Raw genomic sequence first — 23646 nt, 5'->3', positions numbered from 1 at the left:
GTGCACAGCCGGATGCCGGGCCGTGCAGACCTGGCTATCTTCTTGGTAATTCGACAGAAGGGTTTGCTGTTGCCTGCATCCGATACCGGGCTGCGGCGCGTCGCAGTGTATTGGGGCAGCGCGGCCGTCGACGTCGCCCTGCCCGCGGGAATTCCTGTTGCCGTTCTGCTTCCGTCGGTCGTCGACATCCTCGGGGTTGACCATCCTGACCGCGAGGCCGCGCGCTACCGCTTATCGGCGCCCGGCGCATCCGGGCTGGATCCGTCAATGACGCTGGCGCAGCAGAACATCGGAGATGGCGCCATCCTGGTGCTGAGCCGGCGCAGCGCCCCGCTGGCTGCGCCACGCTACTTCGATGTGGCGGAGGCCGTGTCGACCACACTCGACGCGGCGACCGCGCCGGGCGGCGGCGCTTCACGTGCACGCGCGGTCCGACTCATCGGCGCGGTGGCGGCAATCCTGTTTGCCGGCGTCGGAGCACTGGCGATTCTGCGTAACGCGTTCCGCACCTACGCTGAATCAGACGTCGCCGCGACGGTCACCGCGCTCGTGTCGGCGGGCGCCCTGACCCTCGGGCTGGCAGCCATCGCACACCGCGGCTATCGCGATCCGACCGCCGGGCTGGCTTTGAGCCTGATCGCCACGGCGTTCGCCGCGGTTGCCGGGTTTGTGGCGGTTCCCGGTGCGCCGGGCACCCCCAATGTGTTGCTGGCCGCGGCGGTGGCCGGCGTCACCGCGGTTGTCGCGATGCGCGTATCGGGTTGCGGTGTAGTCACATTGACCGCCGTAGCGGGCTGTGCCACGGTCGTCGCGGTGGCGGGGCTGGTGGGCGTGATCAGCGCGGCGCCGCTGCGCGTCGTTGCTTTGGCGGCTGCGCTGATATCCGTTGGCCTGCTTCCGGTGGCGGCGCGCGCATCGATCGCGCTGGCCGGGTTGTCGCCCCGGCTGGAGGCGCCCGACGCGGCGGAGGTCGAACCGGACGACGCGCGCACACGCTCCCAGGCGGTCCTCGCCGAAAGGTGGCTGACCAGCCTGCTCGCCGGATTGTCGGTATCGGCCACGCTGGGGGCGATCGTCGCCCTGGTTGCCGGCGCACCGCGCCTGTCGTGCACCGCGTTCGGAACGCTCACCGGCGCGCTCCTGCTGCTGCGTTCGCGATGCGCCGACATCAGAAGAATGCTGGTGTTCTCGTTCGGCGGAATCGCCATTGCCGCAACGACATTCGGTGTTGCCGCCGCGCGCACAGCGGTGTCCGGACCCTGGATCGTCACGGTGACGGCACTGGCGGTAGCCGTGGCGACGTACCTCGGCTTCGTCGGCCCCGCGCGACCCGCCTCGCCCGTCCTGCGCCGAGGCGCCGGACTGCTGGAGTGGCTGGCGCTGGCCGCAACGGTTCCGTTGGCCTGCTGGATATGTGGACTCTACGAAGCGGCCCGGGGATTGAACCTCGCATGATGAGTGCATGCGCCGGCCGCCTGTTGGTGGTGTCGGCGCTGACGCTGGCTTCGGCTTTCGGAACGCCGACGGCGCAGGCGTTTTCACCGCCGGACGTCGACGACAAGTGGCTGCCGGAACCCGCCTTGCCGGCGTCCCCGTGGCCAACCGTGCAACGTGAGATTTGCGCGCTGATGACCGTCGATGCGGGACCCGGCCGCAAACAGCCAACGGGCCTGGACGACCTGTCGGCAGTCTGGCAACTCAGTCGCGGCACCGGACAACGGGTCGCGGTCATCGACACCGGGATCTCACGACACCGTCGACTGCCCGACGTGGTGCCCGGCGGCGACTACGTGTCCACTGGCGACGGCACGCAGGATTGCGACGCGCACGGCACGCTGGTGGCCGGAATCATCGCGGCCACACCCGATTCCAAGGCCGACGGTTTCAGCGGGGTCGCACCGGATGCCACGTTGATCAGCATTCGTCAGTCCAGCGCCAAGTTCGCCCCCGCCGGCGACCGGACCCGCGTCGGCGTCGGTGACGTCGACACCCTGGCGAAGGCCGTTCGGACGGCCGCCGACCTGGGAGCCTCGGTGATCAACATTTCGTCGGTTGCGTGCGCACCGGTGGCTGCGGCACTCGACGACCGCGCGCTTGGCGCGGCACTGGCTTACGCCGTCGACGTCAAGAATGCCGTCATCGTGGCAGCGGCCGGCAATACCGGCGGCACCGGTCAGTGTCCACCGCAGCGGGCAGATGCGACCTGGCAGACCATCACGGTCGCCGTCAGCCCCGCGTGGTACGACGACTACGTCCTGACGGTCGGCTCGGTGAATGCCGATGGCGCGCCATCGCCATTCACCCTTGCCGGCCCCTGGGTTGATGTCGCCGCGCCCGGTGAGGCGGTGTCGTCGCTCGCGACGGAACCGGTATCCGGCACGAGCTACGCCGCCCCGGTGGTCAGCGGACTGGCCGCGCTGATCCGGGCCCGCTTCCCGGCAATGACCGCCCGCCAGGTGATGCAGCGCATCGAGACGACGGCACATCATCCACCCGCCGGATGGGATCCCCTCGTCGGCAACGGCACCATCGACCCGCTCGCCGCCGTCAGCACCGGCACGGGTCCGGTCGGCACCAGCGCCGGCCCACCACCGGCACCGGTGCCGATCGCCGCGTCGCCGCCGATTCCGCCGCGCGATTCTCGCGCCCGGGACACCGCGCTCCGGGGTGCCGCGATCTGCCTCGTTGCTGTGATCGCCGCTCTGGCGACCGGAGCAATAAGGAGTCACTCAAGGCGAGCGCGCGACCACGTCACGTGCGATTGATGCGTTCTGCCGGCTCAACTCCGGCCCGGCCGGCAACAAACTGAGAAGCGGCCACGGCGCCGGGCCCGCGTCGCCGAGGCCGAGGTCGTGCGCGGCGGCGTCGTCGTGAATGGCGAACCGGACTCCCGTGTCGGCGATCAGGTAGCGGGTGCCGGCCTCATCACCCGCCCGCACGTACGCGCTTGCGCCGGGCGGCACGTACACGGCGTCCAACGCGGGGCCGTCACCGTCGGCCTGCGCCAACGCCACCGGTGCCCGACCGGGCGGGATGGGCAGCCCGATATCTCCCACAAACGCGACGCCGGTTCTCGCCTCCTCCCAGCTTGCACACAAGGTGTCGGCGGGCTGGGAGAGCGTCGGCGCCCGGTCAGGGAAGAGAGCAACCGGCAGCTCGGCGACGACGGGAGCGGCCCGGATCGCGTCGGGCGCGACCGTGACGGCGTTGGCCGTTCCCTGCGGGTTGCTGAGGCGCAGGAGGTCGGCGGCCACCTGGCCGATGCGCTGCACCCCCGCCGCGAGCACCGCGTAAAACTCGTCGCCGTCGGCCCGTGTGATGCGAAGCACACTGCCGACCGCGAATCCGGGCAATGCCGGCGCCCTGGCGCCCCGACCGCGGATCCGTGGCGGCGCGATCGGCGGCGCTTCCGGCACGGCGTTCAGCAATGCCTGCGAGACGAGTAGCGGCGTACGGCCCTCGATGCGCAGCGCGCGGACCACCGCGGCATCGTCGAGGTCCACGATCGCCCGGTGGCCGTCGTGGAGCAGGTAGGCCGGCGAACCGGAGGCCGGGGCCGCCAGGATCGCGCCCCCGGCGGCCAGGCGGTGCACCGCCGGCGCCTCGGAGCGGCGGCCGACGATGACTGTCGTGGTGCTAGCGCCGGTGCTAGCGCATATCGACCAAGCCATATCCCCCGAAGACAGCGGCCTGCCGAGAAATTGTGGTGCGCCCGGAATGCCCAGCAGCGGGCCACGTTTGGTGGCGCCCAGGTCGGACTCGGTGACCGGCTGCGGGTCGGCGGCCGTCGCCGCGATGAGACGGGCGGAGGCCAGGTTGAGCACCGGATGCCACACGTCGCCCAGTCGAACGAAGAGGGCGCCCGATTCCCGGCTCAGCACGATCTGCGCGCGGTCCAGCGCTACATGAGGTCGCAGCAAACCGAGAACCGCGCAACCCGCCACGAGGATGGCCGTGACGGCGCACCCGAGCGCCAGCGGTCCGGAGCGAGGGTGCGAAGGGAATCCCGTCGCCCGGATTTGTTCGCCGAGCAACGCGCGTTCGGTGCGCCGCAGCAAATACCGATACGCGCTGACGTACAGCCACGTAGCCGGCTGACGCGGCACTGAATCTCCCCATCCCGTGAACTCGTTACCGCCCACGGTAGGCCGCCGATTCGCGCCGTCAGAGCGGTTATCCACAGGTCGCCCGGGTTTCGGCACGTCACAATTTGGGTAAAATTGCCCGGTGAAATCTCACCGTGGACGTACCCGTCGGGCGGGCACCGCGCGGTCAGCAGGCCGTTTCATCGGCCTGGGTGCTTCTGCCCTGGTTATCGCTGCTGGCCTGTTCGCCCCCCCCGCCGCAGCGCCCAAAGCCTCCGCCGACGACTGCCCGGACGTCGAGGTGATCTTCGCCCGCGGCACCAACGAACCGCCCGGGCTGGGCCGGGTCGGCGACGCGCTCGTGGACTCGCTGCGCCAGCAGACCAACGGCCTGAACATCCTGCCCTACGGGGTGAACTACGCCGCCAGCAAGCTGCAGCTACACGGCGGCGACGGCGCCAACGACACCATCGACCGCGTCAAGAAGAGCGTGGAGAAGTGCCCGAACACCAAGATCGTGCTGGGCGGCTACTCGCAGGGCGCGTCGGTGATGGACATCGTGGCCGGCGTTCCGATCGGTGGCATCAGCTGGGGCAGCACGCTACCCGCGCAGTACGCCAACAACATCGTGGCCGTCACCACCTTCGGCGACGTGGCCGACCGCGCCGGCGGCACCCTGCCCAGCCAGAGCACGCTGCTGGGCTCCAAGGCCGTCGACTATTGCAACCCCAACGACCCGATCTGCCACGCCGGCCCCGGTAACGAGTGGAGTGGCCACACCGAGGGCTACGTCCCCGTCTACACCACCCAGGCCGCGGCGTTCGTCGCGCAGAAGCTGGCGGCCGCCGGTCTCGGCCAGCAGTCACCCGCGTTCGGTCCACCGATGGGCCCCGGCTACGGCCCCCAACAGCCCGGCTACGGCCCGCAGTCGCCGGGCTACGGGCAGCAGTCGCCGGTCTACGGGCAGAACCCGCCCGGGTCGGGCCCCTCGATCCATGGCGGCACCGGCACCGCTCCGGCGCCCGCGCCGTCGCTGCCGACCCCCGCTACCGACTCACCGCAAGCACCTCTCGTCTAAATCGTTACCGTCGGGTTATCAACTCCCCCTTAACATCGCTGTGTGAGGCTTATCCCGTTAGGGCTGGGCATCGGAATTGGCGCAACGGGCGCGTTGTTGGTTGCCCCCCAATTGGTTCCGCATGCATCGGCGTCGTGCCCCGGCGTTGAGGTAGTGTTCGCCAGGGGCACCGATGAGCCGCCCGGTGTCGGCAAGGTTGGCGGTGCGTTCGTCAGCTCGTTGCGCGAGCAGACCCGCAAAAGCATTGGCGCATATGCGGTGAACTATCCGGCCAGCAAGGACTTCCTGGCCGCGACCAACGGCGCCAACGACGCCAGCACCCACATCCAGCAGATGGCCGCCAACTGCCCCAACACCAAACTGGTGCTGGGCGGATACTCGCAGGGCGCCGCCGTCGTCGACATCGTCACGGCCGCACCGGTGTCCGGCCTCGGCTACCGCCAGCCGTTGCCGCCCGCGGCCGCCGATCACGTCGCCGCCGTCGCCCTGTTCGGCAACCCATCCGGCCGGGCGGGTCAGCTGATGAGTGCCCTGTCCCCGAATTTCGAGGGCAAGACCATCGACCTGTGCAACCCGGGCGATCCGATCTGCTCGAGCGGCATGCAGTGGAGTTCGCACCTGAGCTACGTCCCCGGATTGACCAACAGGGCAGCGAATTTCGTGGCGGCCAGGGTCTAGAGCCTTGGGCCACCGCTGGTTTCCGGACTGGTGGATCAGGCCGCGGGGTTCGTCGCCGCCAGGCTGTAACCGCTCAGTCCCGCGAGCGGATGTCCCGGGTGATCAGGTTGCGCGCGGCCAGCTGGTCATCGGGCGGATAGTCGACACCGACCAGCGACAACCCGTGGGCGGGCGCGGCGGCGAAGTCGCTGGAACGCTCTGTGGCGCTGAGCAATTCGCGGCAATACGAGACGGGGCGGCGGTGTTCACCGACGGCCAGCAGCGCGCCGACCAGCGAGCGCACCATCGACCAGCAGAACGCGTCGGCGCTGACCTGCGCGGTGATCAGGTCGCCGTCGCGGGTCCACTCCAGGCGCTGCAGGTCGCGGATGGTGGTGGCGTTCTCGCGGTGACGGCAGAACGCGGCAAAGTCGTGCAATCCCAGCAGGTCTCGCGACGCGGCGGCCATCGCCTCGACGTCCAGCGGACGCGGCCAGGCGGTGACGTAGCGGGCCTGCAGCGGCTGCGCGCCCCACGGCGCCGTCGAGATCCGATACACGTAGTGACGCCGCAGCGCCGAGAATCGGGCGTCGAAACCCGCAGGGGCGCGGCTGATATCGACGACCCGGACATCGGTCGGCAAAAATCGGCCCAGCCGGCGCAGCAGCGGCAGGAATTCGGGTTCTCCGACGTGGGGCGCGCGCGAGTAGGCGTTCGGAAGCGCCTCGAGCGGTACGTCGACGTGAGCCACCTGCCCGGTGGCATGGACTCCGGCGTCGGTGCGTCCCGCCGCGCGCAGCCGCGCCGGCGTGCGAAAGACCGTCGTCAGCGCCTCGTCGAGAATTCCTGCCACGGTCCGCTGGCCGGACTGAGAGGCCCAGCCCGCGAAACCCGTTCCGTCGTAGGCGATATCAAGCCGCAGACGGACATCCTCGCTAACTCTCGTCAGCCTCGTCATCAGCGTCGGCAGCTTCGGCGGCTTCGGCCTCGGCCCGCGCGGCCACGGCCTTCTCGGCCTTGTCTTCAGCTTCTGCCTGCGCCTTGGTCGGCTCGCCCTCGGTCGTGGTCTCCTCGACCTCGGCCGTGGCCTCCTCGGCCGTCGGGCCGACGGCTTCCCCAGGCTCGACAGCCGCCTGAGGTGCCGCCGCTGCCGCGACAGGGGCGTCAGACTTCTTGGAAGCCTTCACCCGACGAGCCCGATCGGCCTCGGAGGTGACCGTCTTCTCCCGCACCAGCTCGATCACGGCCATGGGCGCGTTGTCGCCCTTGCGCGGCTCGACCTTGATGATGCGGGTGTAGCCGCCGTTGCGGTCGGCGTAGAACGGACCGATCTCCGCGAACAGGGCGTGCACCACGTCCTTATCGCGGATCTTCTTCAGCACCTCTCGACGGTTGTGCAGCGCACCCTTTTTCGCGTGGGTGATCAGCTTCTCCGCGTACGGCCGCAACGCCCGCGCCTTGGGCTCGGTCGTCTTGATCCGGCCGTGCTCGAACAGGGAGGTGGCCAGGTTGGCGAGAAGCGCCTTCTGGTGCGAAGACGACCCGCCGAGGCGAGGTCCCTTAGTGGGCTTGGGCATTGCGACTATCTCCTAATTGGGGCCGGTCCCCGTATCAGGTAGGACCGGGACGGAATTCTTTACAGCTGTTCGGTTTCCGCGTAGTCCTGGTCGTCGTAGGCCGCCTCGCTGGACCAGGTGCCGGTGGCGACGTCGTAGCCCGCGACCTGCGAGGGGTCGAAGCTCGGCGGGCTGTCCTTGAGCGACAGGCCCAGCTGGTGCAGCTTGACCTTCACCTCGTCGATGGACTTCTGACCGAAGTTGCGGATGTCGAGCAGGTCGGACTCGGTGCGGCTGACCAGCTCACCGACGGTGTGCACACCCTCGCGCTTGAGGCAGTTGTAGGACCGCACCGTCAGATCCAGGTCGTCGATCGGCAGCGCGAACGACGCGATGTGGTCGGCCTCGGCCGGCGACGGCCCGATCTCGATGCCCTCGGCCTCGACGTTGAGCTCGCGGGCCAGGCCGAACAATTCGACCAGGGTCTTACCCGCCGACGCCAGCGCGTCGCGAGGGTTGATCGAGCTCTTGGTCTCGACATCCAGGATCAGCTTGTCGAAGTCGGTGCGCTGCTCCACACGGGTGGCGTCCACCTTGTAGGTGACCTTGAGCACCGGCGAGTAGATGGAATCGACTGGGATACGGCCGATTTCGGCGCCCGAGGCGCGATTCTGCACGGCCGGCACGTAACCACGGCCGCGCTCGACGACCAGCTCGACTTCGAGCTTGCCCTTGTCGTTCAGCGTCGCGATGTGCAGGTCGGGGTTGTGCACGGTGACACCGGCGGGCGGCACGATGTCCCCCGCGGTGACCTCACCCGGGCCCTGCTTGCGCAGGTACATGGTGACCGGCTCGTCCTCCTCGGAGGACACCACCAGGCTCTTGAGGTTCAAGATGATCGCGGTGACGTCTTCCTTGACACCCGGCACGGTGGTGAACTCGTGCAGCACGCCGTCGATGCGGATGCTCGTGACGGCCGCACCCGGAATCGAGGACAGCAGCGTCCGGCGCAACGAATTGCCAAGGGTATAACCGAATCCCGGCTCCAGCGGCTCGATGACGAACTGGGAGCGGCTGTCGGTGAGGACGTCCTCCGACAATGTGGGTCGCTGAGAGATCAGCATGGTGTTTCTCTATCTCCTTCTCGGCACCCGCTATTTGATGCCGCTTGGTTGTCCGCGTCGACCCGCTGCGCCCGGCTTCGCCGCGCTTGCGATCGCCGCAGACCTGCGCCGGGTTCAGCGCAAGGGTCTTTACTTCGAGTAGAACTCGACGATGAGCTGCTCGGTGAGCGGCACGTCGATCTGTGCCCGCTCGGGCAGCTGGTGCACGAGGATGCGCTGACGCTCCCCCACCACCTGCAGCCAGCTCGGGATCGGACGGTCGCCCGCCGTCTCCCGCGCGATCTGGAACGGCACGGTGTTCAGCGAGCCGTCCCGCACGTCGATGATGTCGTACTGCGACACCCGGTAGCTGGGCACGTTGACGTGCACACCGTTGACGCTGAAGTGTCCGTGGCTGACCAGCTGACGCGCCATCCGGCGGGTACGAGCCAGGCCGGCGCGATACACCACGTTGTCCAGCCGGCTTTCCAGGATGCGCAGCAGTTCCTCACCGGTCTTGCCGGATTGCCGGGAGGCCTCTGCGTAGTAGCGACGGAACTGCTTTTCCATCACGCCGTAGGTGAAGCGGGCCTTCTGCTTCTCCTGCAACTGCAGCAGGTATTCGCTCTCCTTGATCCGCGCGCGGCCGTGCTGGCCGGGCGGGTAGGGGCGCTTCTCGAACGCCTGGTCGCCGCCGACGAGGTCGGTGCGCAGCCGGCGCGACTTGCGGGTAACGGGTCCGGTGTAACGAGCCATTGGGTTCCTTTCCTCCTAGACCCTGCGTCGCTTCGGGGGGCGAACGCCGTTGTGCGGTTGGGGGGTGACGTCGGAGATCGCGCCGACCTCCAGACCGGCGGCCTGGAGCGAACGGATCGCCGTCTCCCGGCCCGAGCCCGGGCCCTTCACGAACACGTCCACCTTCTTCACGCCGTGCTCCTGCGCCTTGCGGGCCGCGTTCTCGGCGGCCAGCTGCGCGGCGAACGGCGTCGACTTCCGCGAGCCCTTGAATCCGACGTGACCCGACGACGCCCAGGCGATGACGTTGCCCTGCGGGTCGGTGATGGTCACGATCGTGTTGTTGAACGTGCTCTTGATGTGCGCCGCACCGTGCGGGATGTTCTTCTTTTCCCGGCGACGGGTCTTCTGCCCCTTCTTGGGAGCAGAGGCTGCCTTCTTGGCTGGTGGCATTTGGGGTTACCTGGCCTTCTTCTTGCCCGCGATGGTGCGCTTGGGCCCCTTGCGGGTGCGCGCGTTGGTCTTTGTCCGCTGGCCGCGCACCGGCAAGCCGCGGCGATGCCGCAGACCCTGGTAGCAGCCGATCTCGATCTTGCGGCGGATGTCGGCCTGGACCTCGCGACGCAGGTCACCCTCCACCTTGAGGTTGGCCTCGATGTAGTCACGCAGGTGGGTCAGCTGGTCGTCGGTGAGGTCCCGGGTGCGCAGGTTCCGGTCGATGCCGGTAGCTGCCAGGATCTCGTTCGACCGGGTGCGGCCGACGCCGAAGATGTAGGTCAGCGCGATCTCCATCCGCTTGTCACGCGGGAGATCGACGCCTACTAGTCGAGCCATAGGTGGCGTTTCCTCTTTTTCTAGGCGGAGGTCTGATCCCAGCCCGTTCCCTGCCCAAAAACGATTTGGGCTCGGGGCCCGGCCTCCGACCGGGCGTAGATGAGCGGCCTATCCGCTCAGTGGTGCTGGGAGGTCTGCATTCAGTTGTGTCGTGCGATCGCCGCGGGGTGCATGGCGGCGACCCGCTGCGCCCGGCTACGCCGCGCTTGCGATCGCCGCTAGCCCTGGCGCTGCTTGTGGCGCGGATCGGAGCAGATCACCATGACCCGCCCATGCCGACGGATCACCCTGCACTTGTCACAGATTGGCTTGACGCTCGGGTTCACCTTCACGGCTGTTCGATCCTGTTCTGTCTATTCGTAGGTTGTTCTGATCAGGCGCTTTACTTGTACCGGTACACGATGCGGCCGCGGGACAGGTCGTAGGGAGACAACTCCACCACCACCCGGTCCTCGGGCAGGATGCGGATGTAGTGCTGCCGCATCTTGCCGCTGATGTGGGCAAGCACCTTGTGACCGTTCTCCAGCTCGATGCGGAACATCGCATTGGGCAGGGGCTCGACCACCCGGCCTTCCACCTCGATGGCGCCGTCCTTCTTGGCCATAACTAGTTAAAAATCCTCGTCATATAGTTTCGTTCTCGTCTGCGCCTAGTCGACGCGACATTGCACCGACTTAGAACGTGAGCCGGTGACAGGAAATTCCTAGGGACTTGGCACACAAGAAGTCGGCGCGGATGCCGCACCGTTGTTCCACGATACCTGGTTATTCCGCTCCACCAAAATCGCTGTCGGCCGAACGCGGCCCGCCTCCTCGACCTCCCACATGGCCGCTGACGAGCGCATACTTAACGCCGATGACCAATCCCGGTGCGCAGCCGCGCAAACCCGTGATGCTGACCGTCGACGACGATCCAGCAGTGTCGCGCGCGGTGGCCCGGGATCTGCGTCGCCACTACGGCGAGGGCCACCGCATTGTGCGGGCGGAATCGGGTCCCGACGCCCTGGAAACCCTACGGGAACTCAAGCTGCGCGGCGAGGTCGTCGCGATGCTGATCGCCGACTACCGGATGCCGCAGATGTCCGGTATCGAGTTCCTCGAGCAGGCCATGGACCTCTATCCGCAGGCACGCCGGATACTGCTGACCGCCTACGCGGACACCCACGCCGCGATCGACGCGATCAACATCGTCGACCTGGACCACTACCTGCTCAAACCGTGGGATCCGCCCGAGGAGAAGCTCTACCCCGTCATCGAAGCGCTGCTGGACGCGTGGCGGCGCACACCCGAACACTCGATCCCGCACACCAAGGTGATCGGGCACCGCTGGTCGGCCCGGTCCTGGCAGGTGCGCGACTTCTTGGCCCGCAACGGGCTCTACTACAACTGGTTCCTGGCCGACGAGCCGGACGGCGAGCGGCTGCTGCACGCCGCCGGTGAGGACGGGCTGCGGTTGCCGGTCGTGGTCACCGAGGGCGGCAACACCCTGGTCGAACCCACCGACGCCGAGCTGGCCGACACGTTGGGCCTGACCACCAGGCCTTCGCAGAAGTTCTATGACCTGGTGGTCGTTGGCGGTGGGCCGGCGGGTCTGGCCGCCGCCCTGTACGGCGCGTCCGAGGGCCTGCGCACGGTGCTCATCGAGCGCACCGCGACCGGCGGCCAGGCCGGTCAGAGTTCGCGGATCGAGAACTATCTGGGCTTTCCCGACGGAGTATCGGGGGGCCAGCTGGCCGAGCGGGCACGCAGGCAGGCGGAGAAGTTCGGCGCCGAACTGATCACCGCCCGCGCGGCAACCGCGCTGGAGATCAACGGAAGCGCGCGCACCGTGCGGTTCTCCGACGGCGGCTCCATCGACACGCACTCGGTCATCCTGGCCACCGGCGTCTCCTACCGTCAGCTGGAAGCGGAGGGCTGCGAAGACCTCAACGGCTGCGGCGTCTATTACGGGGCGGCGGTCTCCGTCGCCCCGGACTGCAAGGACGACGAGGTCTACGTGATCGGCGGCGCCAACTCGGCCGGTCAGGCCGCGATGTATCTGTCCCGGGAGGCGAAATCGGTGACCATCGCGGTGCGCGCCCCATCACTTCAGGCCTCGATGTCCTACTACCTGATCCAGCAGATCGAGCAGAACCCCAAGATCACCGTCCGCACCTGCACGGAAGTGCAACGGGTCACCGGGGACGACCACCTGGAGAAGCTCACCCTGGTCGACAACCGCACCGGTGAAACCGAGGAAGTCAGCTGCGCGCGAATGTTCATCTTCATCGGCGCCGCCCCACGCACCGATTGGCTGGACGGGGTGCTGGCCCGCGACGACCACGGCTTCATCCTCACCGGCCCGGACCTGCGCAACGTGTGCGGCTGGACGCTGGACCGCGCGCCGCACCACCTGGAGACCAGCGTGCCCGGCGTGTTCGCCACCGGCGACGTGCGATCGGCGTCGGCCAAACGGGTCGCGGCCGCGGTCGGCGAAGGATCGATGGCCGTGATGCTGGTCCACCGCTACCTGGCCGAGTCATGACCGCCGGAACCCCGTGCAAGCCCGACGAGCTGCGCTCGCTGTTCCTGTTCGAGGCGCTGACCGACGAGCAGCTTGCGGTGTTGTGCGCCAACGGGCAGATCGAGAACTATCAGCCGGGACCGATCTGCGTCGAGGGCGAACCGGCGACCTGCTTCTACGTGCTGATCGAAGGCGAGCTGACGATGTCCAAGCTCTCCGGCGGTCAGGACATCGAAACCAACCGCACCTCGCAACGGGGTGTCTACGCCGGCGCCTGGCGAGCATTCACCGGCGGGAAGCAGAAGAGCTACGACGCCTCGGTACACGTGACCAAACCGTCGCGGTTCTTCGTGATGGACGCGCCGGTGTTCGCCCAATTCATGCGGGACCAGTTCCCGATGGCGGTGCACCTGCTCGACGGCATCGCCGTGGGTACCGACCGCACCCGGCGCATCATCGACAACCGGGAGAAGCTGCTGGCTCTGGGCCGGTTGTCGGCCGGGCTAACCCATCAATTGAACAATCCCGCGGCGGCCATCTCACGAGCCACCGCCGACCTGCGCGGTCGCATCGCCGGCATGCGACACAAGCTGGAGATGCTCGCCGACGGCAGCGTCACCCCCGAGGCGCTCAATGGCCTGGTCAAGCTACAGCAAGGAGTCGCCGAGCAGGTCGCCAAGTCGGCATCGGAAACTCTCACCGCACTCGAGACCGCCGACCGCGAGGACGCTCTGGGCGAGTGGCTGGAAGACCACGGCATCGAGGGCGGCTGGGACATCGCCCCGACGTTCGTCGAGGGCGGCATCGACACCGACTGGCTGGAGCGGATTTCCGTGGCCACCGACGAGCTGGCGTCGGCGTCGTTGGAAGGAGCGATTCGATGGATCCACTACACCGTCGAAAGCGAGCTGCTGATGAACCAGATTTTGGAGGCAAGCAAGCGCATCTCGGCGTTGGTCGCCGACGCCAAGCAGTACTCGCAGATGGACCGGGCCCCGTTCCAGGTGGCCGATGTGCACGAGCTGCTGCGCAGCACGATCGTCATGTTCGCCGATCGTCTGGGTAAGGACACGTCCAAGGACTCCCCGGCCATCACCCTGGTCAAGGAATTCGATCGCTCGATTCCCGAAATACCTTGCTACCCAGGAGATCTCAACCAGGTGTGGACCAATATCATTGACAACGCGATCGCGGCGATGCGCGATAAAGGGGGCACGCTGACCGTCCGCACCTGCCGGGAAGGCGAGACCATGGTCCGCGTCGAAATCTGCGACACCGGGCCGGGCGTGCCCGAGGACGTGCGGGAGCACATCTTCGAGCCGTTCTTCACCACCAAGCCGTTCGGCGAAGGCACTGGCCTGGGGCTCGACCTGGCGTTCAACATCGTCGTGAAGAAGCACCGCGGGGACCTGCGGGTGGAATCGGTGCCCGGTGACACCCGGTTCATCGTGCTGCTGCCGCTGGAACCCCCGGCCCCGGACCCGGCCGCGGTCGACTTGGACGACGCCGACTCAAATGGCTTAGCCGACCCGGAATAGCGTCACCATACGCCCAGTTGGAGACAGTCATGACCGACTCTGCTTCAAGCAAACCCGACCTTGGCCGGTTCGGATCGTTCGGACGCGGCGTCACGCCTCGACAAGCCAAGGAAATCGAGTCCCTGGGCTACGGGGCCGTCTGGGTGGGCGGCTCGCCGGCGGCCGAGCTGGCCTGGGTGGAGCCCATCCTCGAAGCGACCACGACGTTGCAGGTGGCCACCGGAATCGTCAACATCTGGACGGCGCCGGCCAAAGCGGTCGCCGAGTCGTTCCACCGCATCGACAAGGCCTACCCCGGACGATTCCTGCTCGGCATCGGCGTCGGCCACCCCGAAGCGCACACCGAGTACCAGAAGCCCTACAACGCGCTCAGGGAGTACCTCGACCGGCTCGACGACTACGGCGTGCCGGCCAACCGACGGGTGGTGGCGGCCCTGGGCCCGCAGGTGCTGAAGCTGGCCGCGCGGCGCAGCGCCGGCGCGCACCCCTACCTGACCACCCCCGAGCACACCGCGCAGGCCCGTGAGCTGATGGGCCCCGCGGCGTTCCTGGCCCCTGAACACAAGGTGGTGCTGACCACTGACGCCGAGAAGGCCCGCGCGGTGGGCCGCAAGGCGCTCGACGTCTACTTCAACCTCGCCAACTACCGAAACAACTGGAAGCGGCTGGGTTTCACCGAGGACGAGGTCACCCGGCCCGGCAGCGACCGTCTGGTTGACGCGCTGGTGGCCTATGGCACCGCGGACCAGATCGCGGCGCGGCTCAAGCAGCACCTCGACGCCGGCGCCGATCACGTCCCCGTGCAGGTCCTGACAAGGGATGAAAACCTGGTCTCGGCCCTGGCCGAACTGGCGGGTCCGCTTGCACTGACGCAGTCGTAAACAAGCAAGTTAAGGAGCACAGATGACCGAGGCAGTAGCACTCAAACCCGACTTGGGCCGGTTCGGCGTCTGGCTGCCCAACCGCTCGGTCACTCCCGAGCTGGCCGCGGGCATCGAATCCCTCGGATATGGCGCCGCCTGGATCGGTTGGTCACCGGACGCCGAACTGGCCTGGGCCGACCCGGCGCTGGCACAGACCACCTCGCTGCAACTGGCCACCGGGATCATCAACATCTGGACCGCGGCGGCGCCGACCGTCGCGCAGTCCTTCGCGCGCATCGAGAGCGCGTACCCCGGAAGGTTTCTGCTGGGCATCGGGGTGGGCCATCGCGAGCACACCGAGGAGTACGTAAAGCCGTACGACGCGGTGGTCGCCTACCTCGACGAGCTGGACGCGGCGGCGGTGCCGACTAGTCGTCGGGTGCTCGCGGCGCTCGGGCCGCGGATGCTGCGGCTGGCGGCGCGGCGCAGCGCGGGCGCCCACCCGTACTTGACCACACCGGAACACACGGCCAAGGCACGCGAACTGCTCGGCAATGCGGTGTTCCTGGCACCGGAGCACAAGGTGGTGCTGACCACCGACGTCGAAAAGGCCCGCGCGGTCGGCCGCGAAACCGTCGACACCTATCTGGGCCTGAGCAACTACGTGAACAATTGGCTGCGGCTGGGATTCACCGAAGCCGACGTGCGCAAGCCCGGCAGCGACAAGCTGATCGACGCGGTGGTGGCCCACGGCACCCCGGAGGCCGTCGCACAGCGCCTCAACGAGCACCTGGCAGCGGGCGCCGACCACGTGGCGATCCAGGTGTTGGGCGCCGCGAATGACGAGACGCTGCTGTCCACGCTCCACGAGCTGGCCGGACCATTAGGGTTAACCGCCGCAACCTGACCGATCGGCTCCGTTAGGGTTTGACCATGCGGTTACTGGTCACCGGCGGCGCTGGATTCATCGGCGCCAACTTCGTCCACAGCACGGTCCGCGAACACCCCGAGGATTCCGTGACGGTGCTCGATGCCATGACCTATGCGGGTCGGCGCGAGTCGCTGGCCGACGTCGAGGACTCGATAGAGCTGGTGGTCGGTGACATCACGGACGCCGAGCTGGTGTCGCGGCTGGTCGCCGAATCCGACGCGGTGGTGCATTTCGCGGCGGAGAGCCACGTCGACAACGCGCTGGACAGCCCGGAGCCGTTCCTGCACACCAACGTCGTCGGCACCTTCACCATCCTCGAGGCGGTGCGGCGTTACGGCGTGCGGCTGCACCACATCTCGACCGACGAGGTCTACGGCGACCTGGAGCTCGACGATCCGCAGCGGTTCACCGAGGCGACGCCCTACAACCCGTCCAGTCCGTATTCGGCGACCAAGGCCGCCGCCGACATGTTGGTGCGCGCCTGGGTGCGCTCGTATGGGGTGCGCGCGACGATCTCGAACTGCTCCAACAATTACGGGCCGTATCAGCACGTCGAGAAGTTCATCCCGCGCCAGATCACCAACGTGCTCACCGGCCGGCGGCCCAAGCTGTACGGCGCCGGCGCCAACGTCCGCGACTGGATTCACGTCGACGACCACAACAGCGCGGTGCGGCGCATCCTGGACAAGGGCGAGATCGGGCGCACCTACCTGATCAGCTCCGAGGGCGAGCGCGACAACCTGACCGTGTTGCGCACGCTGCTGCAGATGATGGGCCGCGACCCCGACGATTTCGACCACGTCACCGACCGCGTCGGACACGATTTGCGTTACGCCATCGACCCGTCGACGCTGTATGACGAATTATGTTGGGCGCCAAAGCATACCGACTTCGAGGAGGGGCTGCGTGCCACCATTGACTGGTATCGCGCCAACGAATCGTGGTGGCGTCCGTTGAAAGACGCCTCGGAAGCCCGCTACGAAGAGCGTGGGCAGTAGCGTGGAAGTTCGCGAACTGAAAGTTCCCGGCGCCTGGGAGATCACCCCTACCGTGCACGGTGATTCGCGCGGCCATTTCTTCGAATGGCTCACCGACAAGGGTTTCCGCTCCTTCGCCGGTCATCGCCTGGACGTCCGGCAGGCCAATTGCTCGGTGTCATCGGCCGGCGTCCTGCGCGGACTGCATTTCGCACAGGTGCCGCCGAGCCAGGCCAAGTACGTGACCTGCGTTCGCGGTTCGGTGTTCGACGTCGTCGTCGACATTCGGGTGGGTTCGCCGACGTTCGGGCAATGGGATTCGGTTCTGCTCGACGACAGCGATCACCGGACGATCTATCTGTCCGAAGGCCTGGGGCATGGCTTCCTGGCGCTGGAAGACAATTCGACAGTGATGTATTTGTGCTCGGCGGAATACAACCCGCAGCGCGAACACACGATCTGCGCAACCGATCCGGCGCTGGGCATCGACTGGCCGCTGGTGGACGGCGCGCCGCCCAACCTCTCCGACCGCGATGCGGCGGCGCCCAGCCTCGAGGAAGTGCGCGCCGCCGGACTGCTGCCCACCTGGGACGAGACAACGGCATTCATCGACGGTATGCGCGGCTGACGCCGCAATATCGGTCGTAGCCAGACATACTCTTAGCCAGGGCAATTGGCTGGACAGTCGGTACCGGGCCGGCAGCACTCACCGATTGCCCAGCACATCGCGCCGGCTCACCGCCGCGATGTGCTTTATCCCGCAACGTTGTTGGACTCACCGCGTGCAAAAAGGCGCCGGCCACCTCACCACCTCGTTAGACCTCGTTAGACGCATATAAATTATCAATGCGTTTGCGGTCACCTGATCCGTCGGATAGCGTGAACGGGCCCTTTTCTCTCTTCGAGGGCGCTAAGATTGCGCCGATGATGCCGATGACGCCCAATGCGGGTGGCGGGGGACGCCGATGAAGCTAGGGCAGGTTTTCGATCCGCGAAGCAACGCACTGAACGCATGGCGGCTAGCGCTCGCGGCGGAAGTCATCTTCTGGCACACCTACCCGGTCCGGGGCCATCTGCCCTCGCTGCGGGCCGTTCTGCAGCTCCTGCTCTCCGTGGGGGTGGACGGGTTCTTCGCGATCTCGGGATTCCTCATCACCGCGAGCTGGCTGAGCAACCCGAAGCTGCGCGCTTACCTCGCCGCCCGGGCCCTGCGCATCCTGCCCGGCTTCTACGTCTGCATGATCGTGACGGCCTTCGTGTTCGCCCCGCTCAGCGTGGCGATCCAGGGCGGTTCGCCGACCAAGCTGCTGTTCTCGTTCGCGCCGTTCGAGTACGTCCTGAAAAACATCGCGGTCTTGTGGCTCAAGCCCGACGTGGGCGGCACTCCGTTCAACATCCCCAATGCGGGCATCTGGAACGCTTCGCTGTGGTCGCTGTTCTGGGAAGTGATGTGCTATCTGGTCGTCGCCGCCATCGGCGTGGCCGGACTGGCCAACCGCCGGTGGGTCTCCCCGGCGATATTGGTGGTGGCCGCCATCGGGGCATCCATGATGCCCCCCGTCACCTTCCCCGAGGTGTTCAGCAAGCCGACCGGCAACGTGGGCGTCGTCATCATCTTCCTGGCATGCCGGGCCGCGATCATGTTCGCCGCCGGAGCGCTGCTCTATCAGTGGCGCGACGTGATTCCCGCCCGCTGGTCGCTGGTCGCGGTGAGCGTGGTCATCGTGCTGGTGGCCGGCCAGCTGCCGGACTACCGGGTGGTCGCCGCCGTGCCGCTGGCCTACGCCGTCATCGTCTCCGGGTCGCTGTTGCACAACAAGCGATTGAGGTTGCGCACCGACCTGTCCTACGGCATGTACATCTACGCGTACCCGACCCAGCAGCTGCTGGCGGTGCTCGGGCTGCTCAGCCTGAATCCGATCGTGTTCTGCCTGACCGTGGCGCTGGCCACCCTGCCGCTGGCCGCGGCGAGCTGGTTCCTGGTCGAAAAGCCGGCGAGGTCGCTCAAGGCGCGACTGACACGGAGGCCTGCCGACTCCCGCGGGCAAGCGGCCGTGGCGATGCCGCCGGAGGCCCCGGTGCCGCTTGGCCATGGCAATGTGAACGCGCAAGACGCGGCGCTACCGGCAAAGGATCGCGGGGCGGCGACCTGATCAAGGCGACCGCCGGCGTCAGGGCCCGTCGACTTTCGGCCCGTACGATGGCGCGGATGACGAGTGGTGTGCAGGGGGCGGAGGCTGGATGAAACTAGGGCAGGTATTCGATCCGCGAAGAAACGCGCTCAACGCACTTCGGTTGGCGCTCGCGGCCGAGGTGATGCTCTTCCACTCGTGGCCTCTCACCGGCCACATGCCACCGAAGGCGACTCTGCAGCTTTTCTTCTCGGTAGGTGTCGACGGTTTCTTCGCGATCTCGGGCTTCCTCATCACCCGGAGTTGGCTCACCGACCCACGACTGCGCGACTATCTCACCGCCCGCGCGCTGCGCATCCTGCCCGGCTTCTACATCTGCCTGCTCCTAACCGCGTTCGTCTTCGCCCCGCTCAGCATGGTGATCCAAGGCGGTTCGGCCACCAAGCTGCTCGCGTCCACCGCCCCGCTGGTGTACGTCGTGAAAAACAGTGCGATCGCTTATCTGCAGCCCACTATCGACGGAACGCTGCACGGCGTGCCGGGTGGACCCGCGTGGAACGGTTCCATGTGGTCGCTGGTCTGGGAACTGCTGTGCTACCTCTTCGTTGCCGCGATCGGCGTGGCGGGACTGGCTAACCGCCGCTGGATCTCCCCCGCGGTTCTGGTGGTGGCAACACTGGCGGCGTTGGTCGTGCCGCCCCTGACATTCCCCGGGGTATGGACCGTTCCGCAGCTTGCGGTGCGCTCGGCCATCATGTTCGCGGCCGGAGCCATCATGTACCAGTGGCGCGACGTCATCCCGGCCCGATGGTCGCTCGTCGCCGTCTGCCTGGTCATCGTGGCGGCGGCCGGGGTGCTGCCCGATTACCGGGTGGTCGGTGCGCTTCCGCTGGCCTACGCCGTCGTCGTGTCGGGCTCGCTGCTCAAGAGCGAACGGTTGAGGCTGCGCACCGATCTGTCCTACGGCGTCTACATCTACGCATTCCCGGCCCAGCAATTGCTGGCCGTCAGTGGGCTCGCGACGCGCCTGCACCCGGTGCTGTTCTTTATCGTGGCGGTGGCGACCACCCTGCCGCTTGCCGCGGTGAGCTGGTTCCTCATCGAGAAACCCTCGATGTCCCTGAAGCGCCGGCTTCGGATCAAATGGTCGGCTCCCGTCGCGTCCAGCTCCGACGAGCCCGGGCCTGTCAGCACCGCCGACGCCCGGGCTGACCAGCCGGCTCCGGAGGCCCCGGGCCCCGCCTAGCCCCGCCTGGCCGCGAGCACCCCGCCCACAGCCTTGGGACCTGGCCCATCACGGGCAAGCTGCGCCGCCGGTGTCACCTGACGCCGGCTCAAACGACAGTGGTCTGGGCCCCTCGAAGCCGAAAGCGTGCACCCAGCCCCCACAGCACCACCGTGACCACCTCGGCCGCCACGCTGACGACCGCGTACGGTGCCGGCTCCCAGCCCCGTTCGGAGAAGCCGGACAGGCCGACGGTGCGCGATAAGGCGAACGCGACCAGGGAGCCGGCCGCCACCGCCGCACCGGCCCAGCGCAGCCACGCGGGACCGCCGACCACTATCAGCAGCGCGATCGCGAACGAAAGGCTGGCCTGGGCCATGAATGCGGGACCGATATCCGGAATGTGCCGGTAGCCATGCACATAGAGGTAGGCATGGCTGGCGGCGCTGATGATCAACGACGCGGCCAGGCCGAGCCGGACCAGGATACTCGTCAAAGTCATTGCAATGCAGTCTCCTTCAAGGCGAGGGCGGCCTCTCCCTTGGTGTAGCTGACCTCGCGGATGCCCAGCGCATCGCGCAGCTTGCCGGCCGGCAGCGTTACCGGCTTGGGCGCGGGACCGTCACCCGGTCGCGGCAGCGGGTACGCGGTGGTGGTTCCGCTGTAGAACGTGACGTTGTCCTCCGTCTTGGAGAACAGTTGGTGGACGTGGCCGTTGAGGCACGTGACCGAGGAGAACCGCCGCAGGTAGCTCAGCGCCTGGGTGGCATCGTCGGTGCCCCAGCCCCATTGCGGGTACATCGCGAACAGCGGGATGTGGCTGAACACGATGATGGGGGTATCGCTGGAAAGACGCGCGACGTCCTCCTTGACAAACTCCAGCTGATCGGAACCCAGATGCCCGAGCTTGCGCAGGTTCAACGTATTGACCAACGCGATCAGGTGCACGCCGGCGATGTCGAGGCTGTACCAGCCATCGCCAACGGAGCCGGCGCCGAACGTGTTTCGGTACTTCTGACCCGCGTCATCGATCGAGTCGTGCTCCCCCGGCACGGTGAACACGTGCGGCGTCTTGAGACCGGTCATCATCTGCTTCGCCTGGTCGAACTGGTCGGGGCTGGACAGGTGGGTGAGGTCTCCGGTGTGGATGACGAAATCCGGTGTGTACCCGAGGTTGTTGACCTGATCGATCGCGTGGCTGAACGTACCGGCGACGTCCGGGTTGGGCGCCCCGGCGAAACCGATATGGCTGTCGCTGATCTGGGCGAACCGCAGGGCGGGCCGGGCCGCCGCGTGCTGCGCATTCGCCCGACCCGCGACATGCGAGATGACCTCGCCGCCGGTCACGGCGAGTCCGACCGCCGCTCCGAACCATGCCGTGTGCCGGATGAGCTGGCGGCGTGTCATGCCGTTCTCCTCGGCACTCATCGCGTCACCACCACGGTGCCGCGCATCATCGGGTGGATCGAGCAGACGTAGTCGAAAGTCCCGGCGGTGGAGAAGGTGTGGGTGAAGGTGGCTCCGGTTCCCATGCCGGGTGAATGAAACGAGCCGTCGCTGGCGGCCACCGTATGGGGTTCTTCGTCGCGGTTGGTCCACGTGACGGTGGTCCCGACGGGCACGGTCAGGGTCACCGGCGCGAACGCGAAACCGTCGATGCTGACCTGGTCGCCGCGCACCGGAGCCGCCGGCACGGTGATCGACATCGCGGTGGTGGGCGCGGCGGTGGTCGCCACCGGCCGTGACTGGGAGCAACCGGCCAACAGCAGCGCACCCACGGCCGCCATGGTCGCCGAATGCCTTCGAAACATGGGTATATCCATGCCCAGAGGTAGGGCGGTGGGTTACACGCCTCAGGCCGGTCGCTCGGTGCGCGGCGGGGCGAATACCTCGATGACCCCGTTGACCTCACGAACCATCAATGCGGGCAACGGCTTTGGCGCGATCGGCAGCTGATGGGCGAGCACCTGCCCGCTGGGCGAGAACGACGTGGTGTGGCAGGGGCAGCGCAGCGTGTCGTCGGGTGCGTCGAACCACAGCTTGCAGCCCTGATGGGTGCACACCCCGGAGATCGCCTGGATCTTGCCGTCGACGCGGCGGACGAATCCGGTCACAGAGCCGAGGTCGAAGGCGCGCGTCGCGCCGTCGGGCACATCCGAGCCGGCCGCGACGCGCTGCCAGCTGCCCTCGTTGGGCGTGAGTTGCCCGGCGGCAACCTCGGGTGCCCGACCGTCGCCGGTCCGCCCCGCGATCAGCGTGCGATCGACGGACACCGCGGCGACCGCGGCGGTGGCGGCGGCCGACGTGCCGACGATGACCTGGCGGCGCGTGCTGCCGCGCGCCTGCGGGGGTTCCGTTGGCGCGCCGGACATCTGCTCGGCGATGCGCCGGTGCAGGTCGGTGACGAATTCCCGGCGCGGCGCGTCCCCACCCTCGCGGGCGGCGCGCAGCTCGATGGCCGTGCGCAGTTGTGCCGCCTCGAAGTCGTCGGGCGTGAACGGCCTGGGCCGGCGCCCCCGCAGCAGATCGTCGACATAACGTCGCAGCCCTCGCGCATTCATGGCTGGCCCCCATCGTTGACCTGCGCCGCCAGCCGCAGGGCGCGGTGCTGGAGCACTTTGGCATTGGCCACGCTGATCCCGAGTTCCGCGGCTGACTCCTTGATCGAATTGCCCTGCAGGAAGCGCGATTCCAGAATCTGACGGTAGCGGTCCGGCAGGTTGTCCAGGACCCGGGCGACACGCTGCGGCGCCGTGCTGATCGCGTCCTGGCTCTCGGCCGGTTGTTCGATGTCCTCGATCGAGGTTATCTCCCGGCCCAGCGTCTCGCGCCAGTGCGCGGCCAGCACCGTCCTGGCCGTCGCCCGCAGGTAGGCGCGCACCTCGGCGACGCTCGCGGTCAGTCGCAGCGGCCGCAGCGCGGCGAGGAACACCTCGGCGGTGAGGTCTTCGGCGTCGGTCTGGTTGCCGACGCGCGCGAACAGCGTGCGGTACACCCAGGTCACATTGTCGGAGTAGACGGCTTCCCAGTTCGGGTAGCCGGCATCATCGCCACTGTCGGGCACCGCGCGCAGGGGTCGCGGGCCGACAGGTTCGTTTCTTGCCGCCACATGCCTCCTTCACCCGATGAATATCGACTCGGGTTACACGGGTCAGGGCGCCGCGAGTGCGGCTTCGGCGGCCATCAGCCGGTCCGGATGGTGCGCATACAGCTGTCAGGCTAGCCCGGCACCCACCTTGCCAAGGGTCGAACAGGGTTACTAGGATATGCAAGTATCCGCTTACGCCCGTCAACCACTCTCGAGGGCCCCATGACCACACAGATTCCGCACTTCATCGATGGGCAGCGCACCGCCGGGCAGTCCGGTCGCAGCGCTGACGTCTTCGACCCCAGCACCGGGGGTGTTCAGGCGACGGTGCCGATGGCCGGC

General features: G+C 67.6%; 28 protein-coding genes. 14 read left to right on the top strand and 14 right to left on the bottom strand.

Annotated features, from left to right (window positions below):
- The first annotated feature begins 36 nt into the window (after positions 1-36).
- Together eccD and mycP are read left to right on the top strand one after the other, a co-directional pair.
- Positions 37-1455 (top strand): type VII secretion integral membrane protein EccD, encoded by a 1419-nt coding sequence (eccD, locus tag B8W69_RS22840; RefSeq protein ID WP_085292095.1) that lies wholly within the window; start codon positions 37-39, stop codon positions 1453-1455.
- The gene (gene mycP, locus B8W69_RS22835; RefSeq protein WP_085292037.1) at positions 1452-2765 is read left to right on the top strand and encodes a type VII secretion-associated serine protease mycosin; all 1314 of its coding nucleotides are present in this window, start codon (positions 1452-1454) and stop codon (positions 2763-2765) included. The genes eccD and mycP overlap by 4 nt, the downstream gene beginning before the upstream one ends.
- On the opposite strand, the gene eccB is transcribed toward mycP, so the two are convergent.
- Entirely contained in the window at positions 2730-4106 is a 1377-nt protein-coding gene (gene eccB, locus B8W69_RS22830; protein ID WP_085292094.1) for a type VII secretion protein EccB, read from the bottom strand. The genes mycP and eccB overlap by 36 nt on opposite strands.
- Positions 4107-4287: 181 nt before the next feature.
- On the opposite strand from eccB, the gene B8W69_RS22825 reads away from it, so the two are divergent.
- Together B8W69_RS22825 and B8W69_RS22820 are read left to right on the top strand one after the other, a co-directional pair.
- Positions 4288-5163 (top strand): cutinase family protein, encoded by an 876-nt coding sequence (locus tag B8W69_RS22825; protein WP_085292093.1) that lies wholly within the window; start codon positions 4288-4290, stop codon positions 5161-5163.
- A 42-nt stretch (positions 5164-5205) separates the two neighbouring features.
- Positions 5206-5841, top strand: coding sequence for a cutinase family protein (locus B8W69_RS22820; protein ID WP_085292036.1), 636 nt, complete (start codon positions 5206-5208; stop codon positions 5839-5841).
- 73 nt (positions 5842-5914) lie between these two features.
- Here B8W69_RS22820 and truA read toward each other — a convergent pair whose 3' ends face one another.
- The 3 genes from truA to B8W69_RS22805 are packed head-to-tail and all read right to left on the bottom strand — an operon-like array spanning position 5915 to position 8500.
- Complete coding sequence (gene truA, locus B8W69_RS22815; protein WP_085292035.1) at positions 5915-6778, bottom strand: tRNA pseudouridine(38-40) synthase TruA; 864 nt, start codon at positions 6776-6778, stop codon at positions 5915-5917.
- Positions 6756-7397: a 50S ribosomal protein L17 gene (rplQ, locus tag B8W69_RS22810; RefSeq protein ID WP_085292034.1), complete on the bottom strand. Its 642-nt coding sequence runs from the start codon at positions 7395-7397 to the stop codon at positions 6756-6758. Before rplQ ends, truA begins: the two co-directional genes overlap by 23 nt.
- A 59-nt stretch (positions 7398-7456) precedes the next feature.
- A complete protein-coding gene (locus B8W69_RS22805; RefSeq protein ID WP_085292033.1) occupies positions 7457-8500 on the bottom strand; it encodes a DNA-directed RNA polymerase subunit alpha in 1044 nt (347 codons plus the stop codon).
- Here B8W69_RS22805 and B8W69_RS30725 point away from each other — a divergent pair.
- A complete protein-coding gene (locus B8W69_RS30725; protein WP_165762669.1) occupies positions 8499-8642 on the top strand; it encodes a hypothetical protein in 144 nt (47 codons plus the stop codon). The genes B8W69_RS22805 and B8W69_RS30725 overlap by 2 nt on opposite strands.
- On the opposite strand, the gene rpsD is transcribed toward B8W69_RS30725, so the two are convergent.
- The 5 genes from rpsD to infA form a co-directional block, all read right to left on the bottom strand.
- A complete protein-coding gene (gene rpsD / locus B8W69_RS22800) occupies positions 8630-9235 on the bottom strand; it encodes a 30S ribosomal protein S4 (protein ID WP_066999464.1) in 606 nt (201 codons plus the stop codon). The genes B8W69_RS30725 and rpsD overlap by 13 nt on opposite strands.
- 15 nt (positions 9236-9250) lie before the next feature.
- Complete coding sequence (gene rpsK / locus B8W69_RS22795; RefSeq protein WP_085292032.1) at positions 9251-9667, bottom strand: 30S ribosomal protein S11; 417 nt, start codon at positions 9665-9667, stop codon at positions 9251-9253.
- Positions 9668-9673: 6 nt separating this feature from the next.
- Entirely contained in the window at positions 9674-10048 is a 375-nt protein-coding gene (gene rpsM, locus B8W69_RS22790; RefSeq protein WP_007773477.1) for a 30S ribosomal protein S13, read from the bottom strand.
- Positions 10049-10266: 218 nt separating this feature from the next.
- Positions 10267-10380: a 50S ribosomal protein L36 gene (gene rpmJ, locus B8W69_RS22785; RefSeq protein WP_003879483.1), complete on the bottom strand. Its 114-nt coding sequence runs from the start codon at positions 10378-10380 to the stop codon at positions 10267-10269.
- Positions 10381-10430: 50 nt separating this feature from the next.
- Positions 10431-10652 carry a translation initiation factor IF-1 gene (infA, locus tag B8W69_RS22780; RefSeq protein WP_003418601.1) on the bottom strand — a complete coding sequence of 74 codons (222 nt, stop codon included), beginning with the start codon at positions 10650-10652 and terminating at the stop codon, positions 10431-10433.
- Positions 10653-10903: 251 nt separating this feature from the next.
- On the opposite strand from infA, the gene B8W69_RS22775 reads away from it, so the two are divergent.
- The 8 genes from B8W69_RS22775 to B8W69_RS22740 all read left to right on the top strand — a co-directional run bounded on the left by B8W69_RS22775 (position 10904) and on the right by B8W69_RS22740 (position 20237).
- The gene (locus tag B8W69_RS22775) at positions 10904-12571 is read left to right on the top strand and encodes an NAD(P)/FAD-dependent oxidoreductase (protein ID WP_085292031.1); all 1668 of its coding nucleotides are present in this window, start codon (positions 10904-10906) and stop codon (positions 12569-12571) included.
- On the top strand, positions 12568-14088 hold the full coding sequence (locus B8W69_RS22770; protein ID WP_085292030.1) for an ATP-binding protein: 1521 nt from the start codon (positions 12568-12570) through the stop codon (positions 14086-14088). Before B8W69_RS22775 ends, B8W69_RS22770 begins: the two co-directional genes overlap by 4 nt.
- Positions 14089-14117: 29 nt before the next feature.
- Positions 14118-14969 carry an LLM class F420-dependent oxidoreductase gene (locus tag B8W69_RS22765; protein ID WP_085292029.1) on the top strand — a complete coding sequence of 284 codons (852 nt, stop codon included), beginning with the start codon at positions 14118-14120 and terminating at the stop codon, positions 14967-14969.
- A gap of 22 nt (positions 14970-14991) precedes the next feature.
- Positions 14992-15858: an LLM class F420-dependent oxidoreductase gene (locus B8W69_RS22760; protein WP_085292028.1), complete on the top strand. Its 867-nt coding sequence runs from the start codon at positions 14992-14994 to the stop codon at positions 15856-15858.
- 26 nt (positions 15859-15884) lie between these two features.
- Positions 15885-16880 (top strand): dTDP-glucose 4,6-dehydratase, encoded by a 996-nt coding sequence (gene rfbB / locus B8W69_RS22755; RefSeq protein ID WP_085292027.1) that lies wholly within the window; start codon positions 15885-15887, stop codon positions 16878-16880.
- 1 nt (position 16881) lies between these two features.
- Positions 16882-17487 (top strand): dTDP-4-dehydrorhamnose 3,5-epimerase, encoded by a 606-nt coding sequence (rfbC, locus tag B8W69_RS22750; RefSeq protein ID WP_110882027.1) that lies wholly within the window; start codon positions 16882-16884, stop codon positions 17485-17487.
- Positions 17488-17824: 337 nt separating this feature from the next.
- Complete coding sequence (locus tag B8W69_RS22745) at positions 17825-19012, top strand: acyltransferase family protein (protein ID WP_085292025.1); 1188 nt, start codon at positions 17825-17827, stop codon at positions 19010-19012.
- An 88-nt stretch (positions 19013-19100) separates the two neighbouring features.
- Positions 19101-20237: an acyltransferase family protein gene (locus B8W69_RS22740; RefSeq protein WP_085292024.1), complete on the top strand. Its 1137-nt coding sequence runs from the start codon at positions 19101-19103 to the stop codon at positions 20235-20237.
- An 88-nt stretch (positions 20238-20325) separates the two neighbouring features.
- Here the strand turns inward: B8W69_RS22740 and B8W69_RS22735 are convergent, their stop codons facing one another.
- Genes B8W69_RS22735 through B8W69_RS22715 form a run of 5 tightly spaced genes read right to left on the bottom strand, consistent with a single transcriptional unit; the run spans position 20326 to position 23325 of the window.
- On the bottom strand, positions 20326-20718 hold the full coding sequence (locus B8W69_RS22735) for a hypothetical protein (protein WP_085292023.1): 393 nt from the start codon (positions 20716-20718) through the stop codon (positions 20326-20328).
- Positions 20715-21644 carry a metallophosphoesterase family protein gene (locus tag B8W69_RS22730; protein WP_085292022.1) on the bottom strand — a complete coding sequence of 310 codons (930 nt, stop codon included), beginning with the start codon at positions 21642-21644 and terminating at the stop codon, positions 20715-20717. The genes B8W69_RS22735 and B8W69_RS22730 overlap by 4 nt, the downstream gene beginning before the upstream one ends.
- The gene (locus B8W69_RS22725; RefSeq protein WP_085292021.1) at positions 21641-22027 is read right to left on the bottom strand and encodes a cupredoxin domain-containing protein; all 387 of its coding nucleotides are present in this window, start codon (positions 22025-22027) and stop codon (positions 21641-21643) included. The genes B8W69_RS22730 and B8W69_RS22725 overlap by 4 nt, the downstream gene beginning before the upstream one ends.
- A gap of 42 nt (positions 22028-22069) precedes the next feature.
- Entirely contained in the window at positions 22070-22777 is a 708-nt protein-coding gene (locus tag B8W69_RS22720) for a Rieske (2Fe-2S) protein (protein ID WP_085292020.1), read from the bottom strand.
- Positions 22774-23325, bottom strand: coding sequence for an RNA polymerase sigma factor (locus B8W69_RS22715; protein ID WP_085292019.1), 552 nt, complete (start codon positions 23323-23325; stop codon positions 22774-22776). Before B8W69_RS22715 ends, B8W69_RS22720 begins: the two co-directional genes overlap by 4 nt.
- A gap of 201 nt (positions 23326-23526) precedes the next feature.
- Here B8W69_RS22715 and B8W69_RS31585 point away from each other — a divergent pair.
- Positions 23527-23646 (top strand): hypothetical protein (locus B8W69_RS31585; protein ID WP_245843343.1); only part of this gene is annotated, 120 nt, incomplete at its 3' end.

It is taken from the genome of Mycolicibacterium vulneris (assembly GCF_002104765.1).
Taxonomy (GTDB): Bacteria; Actinomycetota; Actinomycetes; order Mycobacteriales; family Mycobacteriaceae; genus Mycobacterium; species Mycobacterium vulneris.
Note: the sequence above shows the minus strand (reverse complement) of the source record. Positions and strands in the feature narration are given on the sequence as shown.

What these genes read in the sequence shown, in the direction of transcription:
- mycP (WP_085292037.1), top strand. Translation starts at nt 1,452, where the DNA reads ATGATGAGTGCATGCGCCGGCCGCCTGTTGGTGGTGTCGGCGCTGACG.
- truA (WP_085292035.1), bottom strand. Translation starts at nt 6,778, where the DNA reads ATGACGAGGCTGACGAGAGTTAGCGAGGATGTCCGTCTGCGGCTTGAT.
- rplQ (WP_085292034.1), bottom strand. Translation starts at nt 7,397, where the DNA reads ATGCCCAAGCCCACTAAGGGACCTCGCCTCGGCGGGTCGTCTTCGCAC.
- B8W69_RS30725 (WP_165762669.1), top strand. Translation starts at nt 8,499, where the DNA reads ATGGTGTTTCTCTATCTCCTTCTCGGCACCCGCTATTTGATGCCGCTT.
- B8W69_RS22805 (WP_085292033.1), bottom strand. Translation starts at nt 8,500, where the DNA reads ATGCTGATCTCTCAGCGACCCACATTGTCGGAGGACGTCCTCACCGAC.
- rpsD (WP_066999464.1), bottom strand. Translation starts at nt 9,235, where the DNA reads ATGGCTCGTTACACCGGACCCGTTACCCGCAAGTCGCGCCGGCTGCGC.
- rpsK (WP_085292032.1), bottom strand. Translation starts at nt 9,667, where the DNA reads ATGCCACCAGCCAAGAAGGCAGCCTCTGCTCCCAAGAAGGGGCAGAAG.
- rpsM (WP_007773477.1), bottom strand. Translation starts at nt 10,048, where the DNA reads ATGGCTCGACTAGTAGGCGTCGATCTCCCGCGTGACAAGCGGATGGAG.
- infA (WP_003418601.1), bottom strand. Translation starts at nt 10,652, where the DNA reads ATGGCCAAGAAGGACGGCGCCATCGAGGTGGAAGGCCGGGTGGTCGAG.
- B8W69_RS22775 (WP_085292031.1), top strand. Translation starts at nt 10,904, where the DNA reads ATGACCAATCCCGGTGCGCAGCCGCGCAAACCCGTGATGCTGACCGTC.
- B8W69_RS22770 (WP_085292030.1), top strand. Translation starts at nt 12,568, where the DNA reads ATGACCGCCGGAACCCCGTGCAAGCCCGACGAGCTGCGCTCGCTGTTC.
- B8W69_RS22765 (WP_085292029.1), top strand. Translation starts at nt 14,118, where the DNA reads ATGACCGACTCTGCTTCAAGCAAACCCGACCTTGGCCGGTTCGGATCG.
- B8W69_RS22760 (WP_085292028.1), top strand. Translation starts at nt 14,992, where the DNA reads ATGACCGAGGCAGTAGCACTCAAACCCGACTTGGGCCGGTTCGGCGTC.
- rfbB (WP_085292027.1), top strand. Translation starts at nt 15,885, where the DNA reads ATGCGGTTACTGGTCACCGGCGGCGCTGGATTCATCGGCGCCAACTTC.
- B8W69_RS22745 (WP_085292025.1), top strand. Translation starts at nt 17,825, where the DNA reads ATGAAGCTAGGGCAGGTTTTCGATCCGCGAAGCAACGCACTGAACGCA.
- B8W69_RS22740 (WP_085292024.1), top strand. Translation starts at nt 19,101, where the DNA reads ATGAAACTAGGGCAGGTATTCGATCCGCGAAGAAACGCGCTCAACGCA.
- B8W69_RS22735 (WP_085292023.1), bottom strand. Translation starts at nt 20,718, where the DNA reads ATGACTTTGACGAGTATCCTGGTCCGGCTCGGCCTGGCCGCGTCGTTG.
- B8W69_RS22730 (WP_085292022.1), bottom strand. Translation starts at nt 21,644, where the DNA reads ATGAGTGCCGAGGAGAACGGCATGACACGCCGCCAGCTCATCCGGCAC.
- B8W69_RS22725 (WP_085292021.1), bottom strand. Translation starts at nt 22,027, where the DNA reads ATGTTTCGAAGGCATTCGGCGACCATGGCGGCCGTGGGTGCGCTGCTG.
- B8W69_RS22720 (WP_085292020.1), bottom strand. Translation starts at nt 22,777, where the DNA reads ATGAATGCGCGAGGGCTGCGACGTTATGTCGACGATCTGCTGCGGGGG.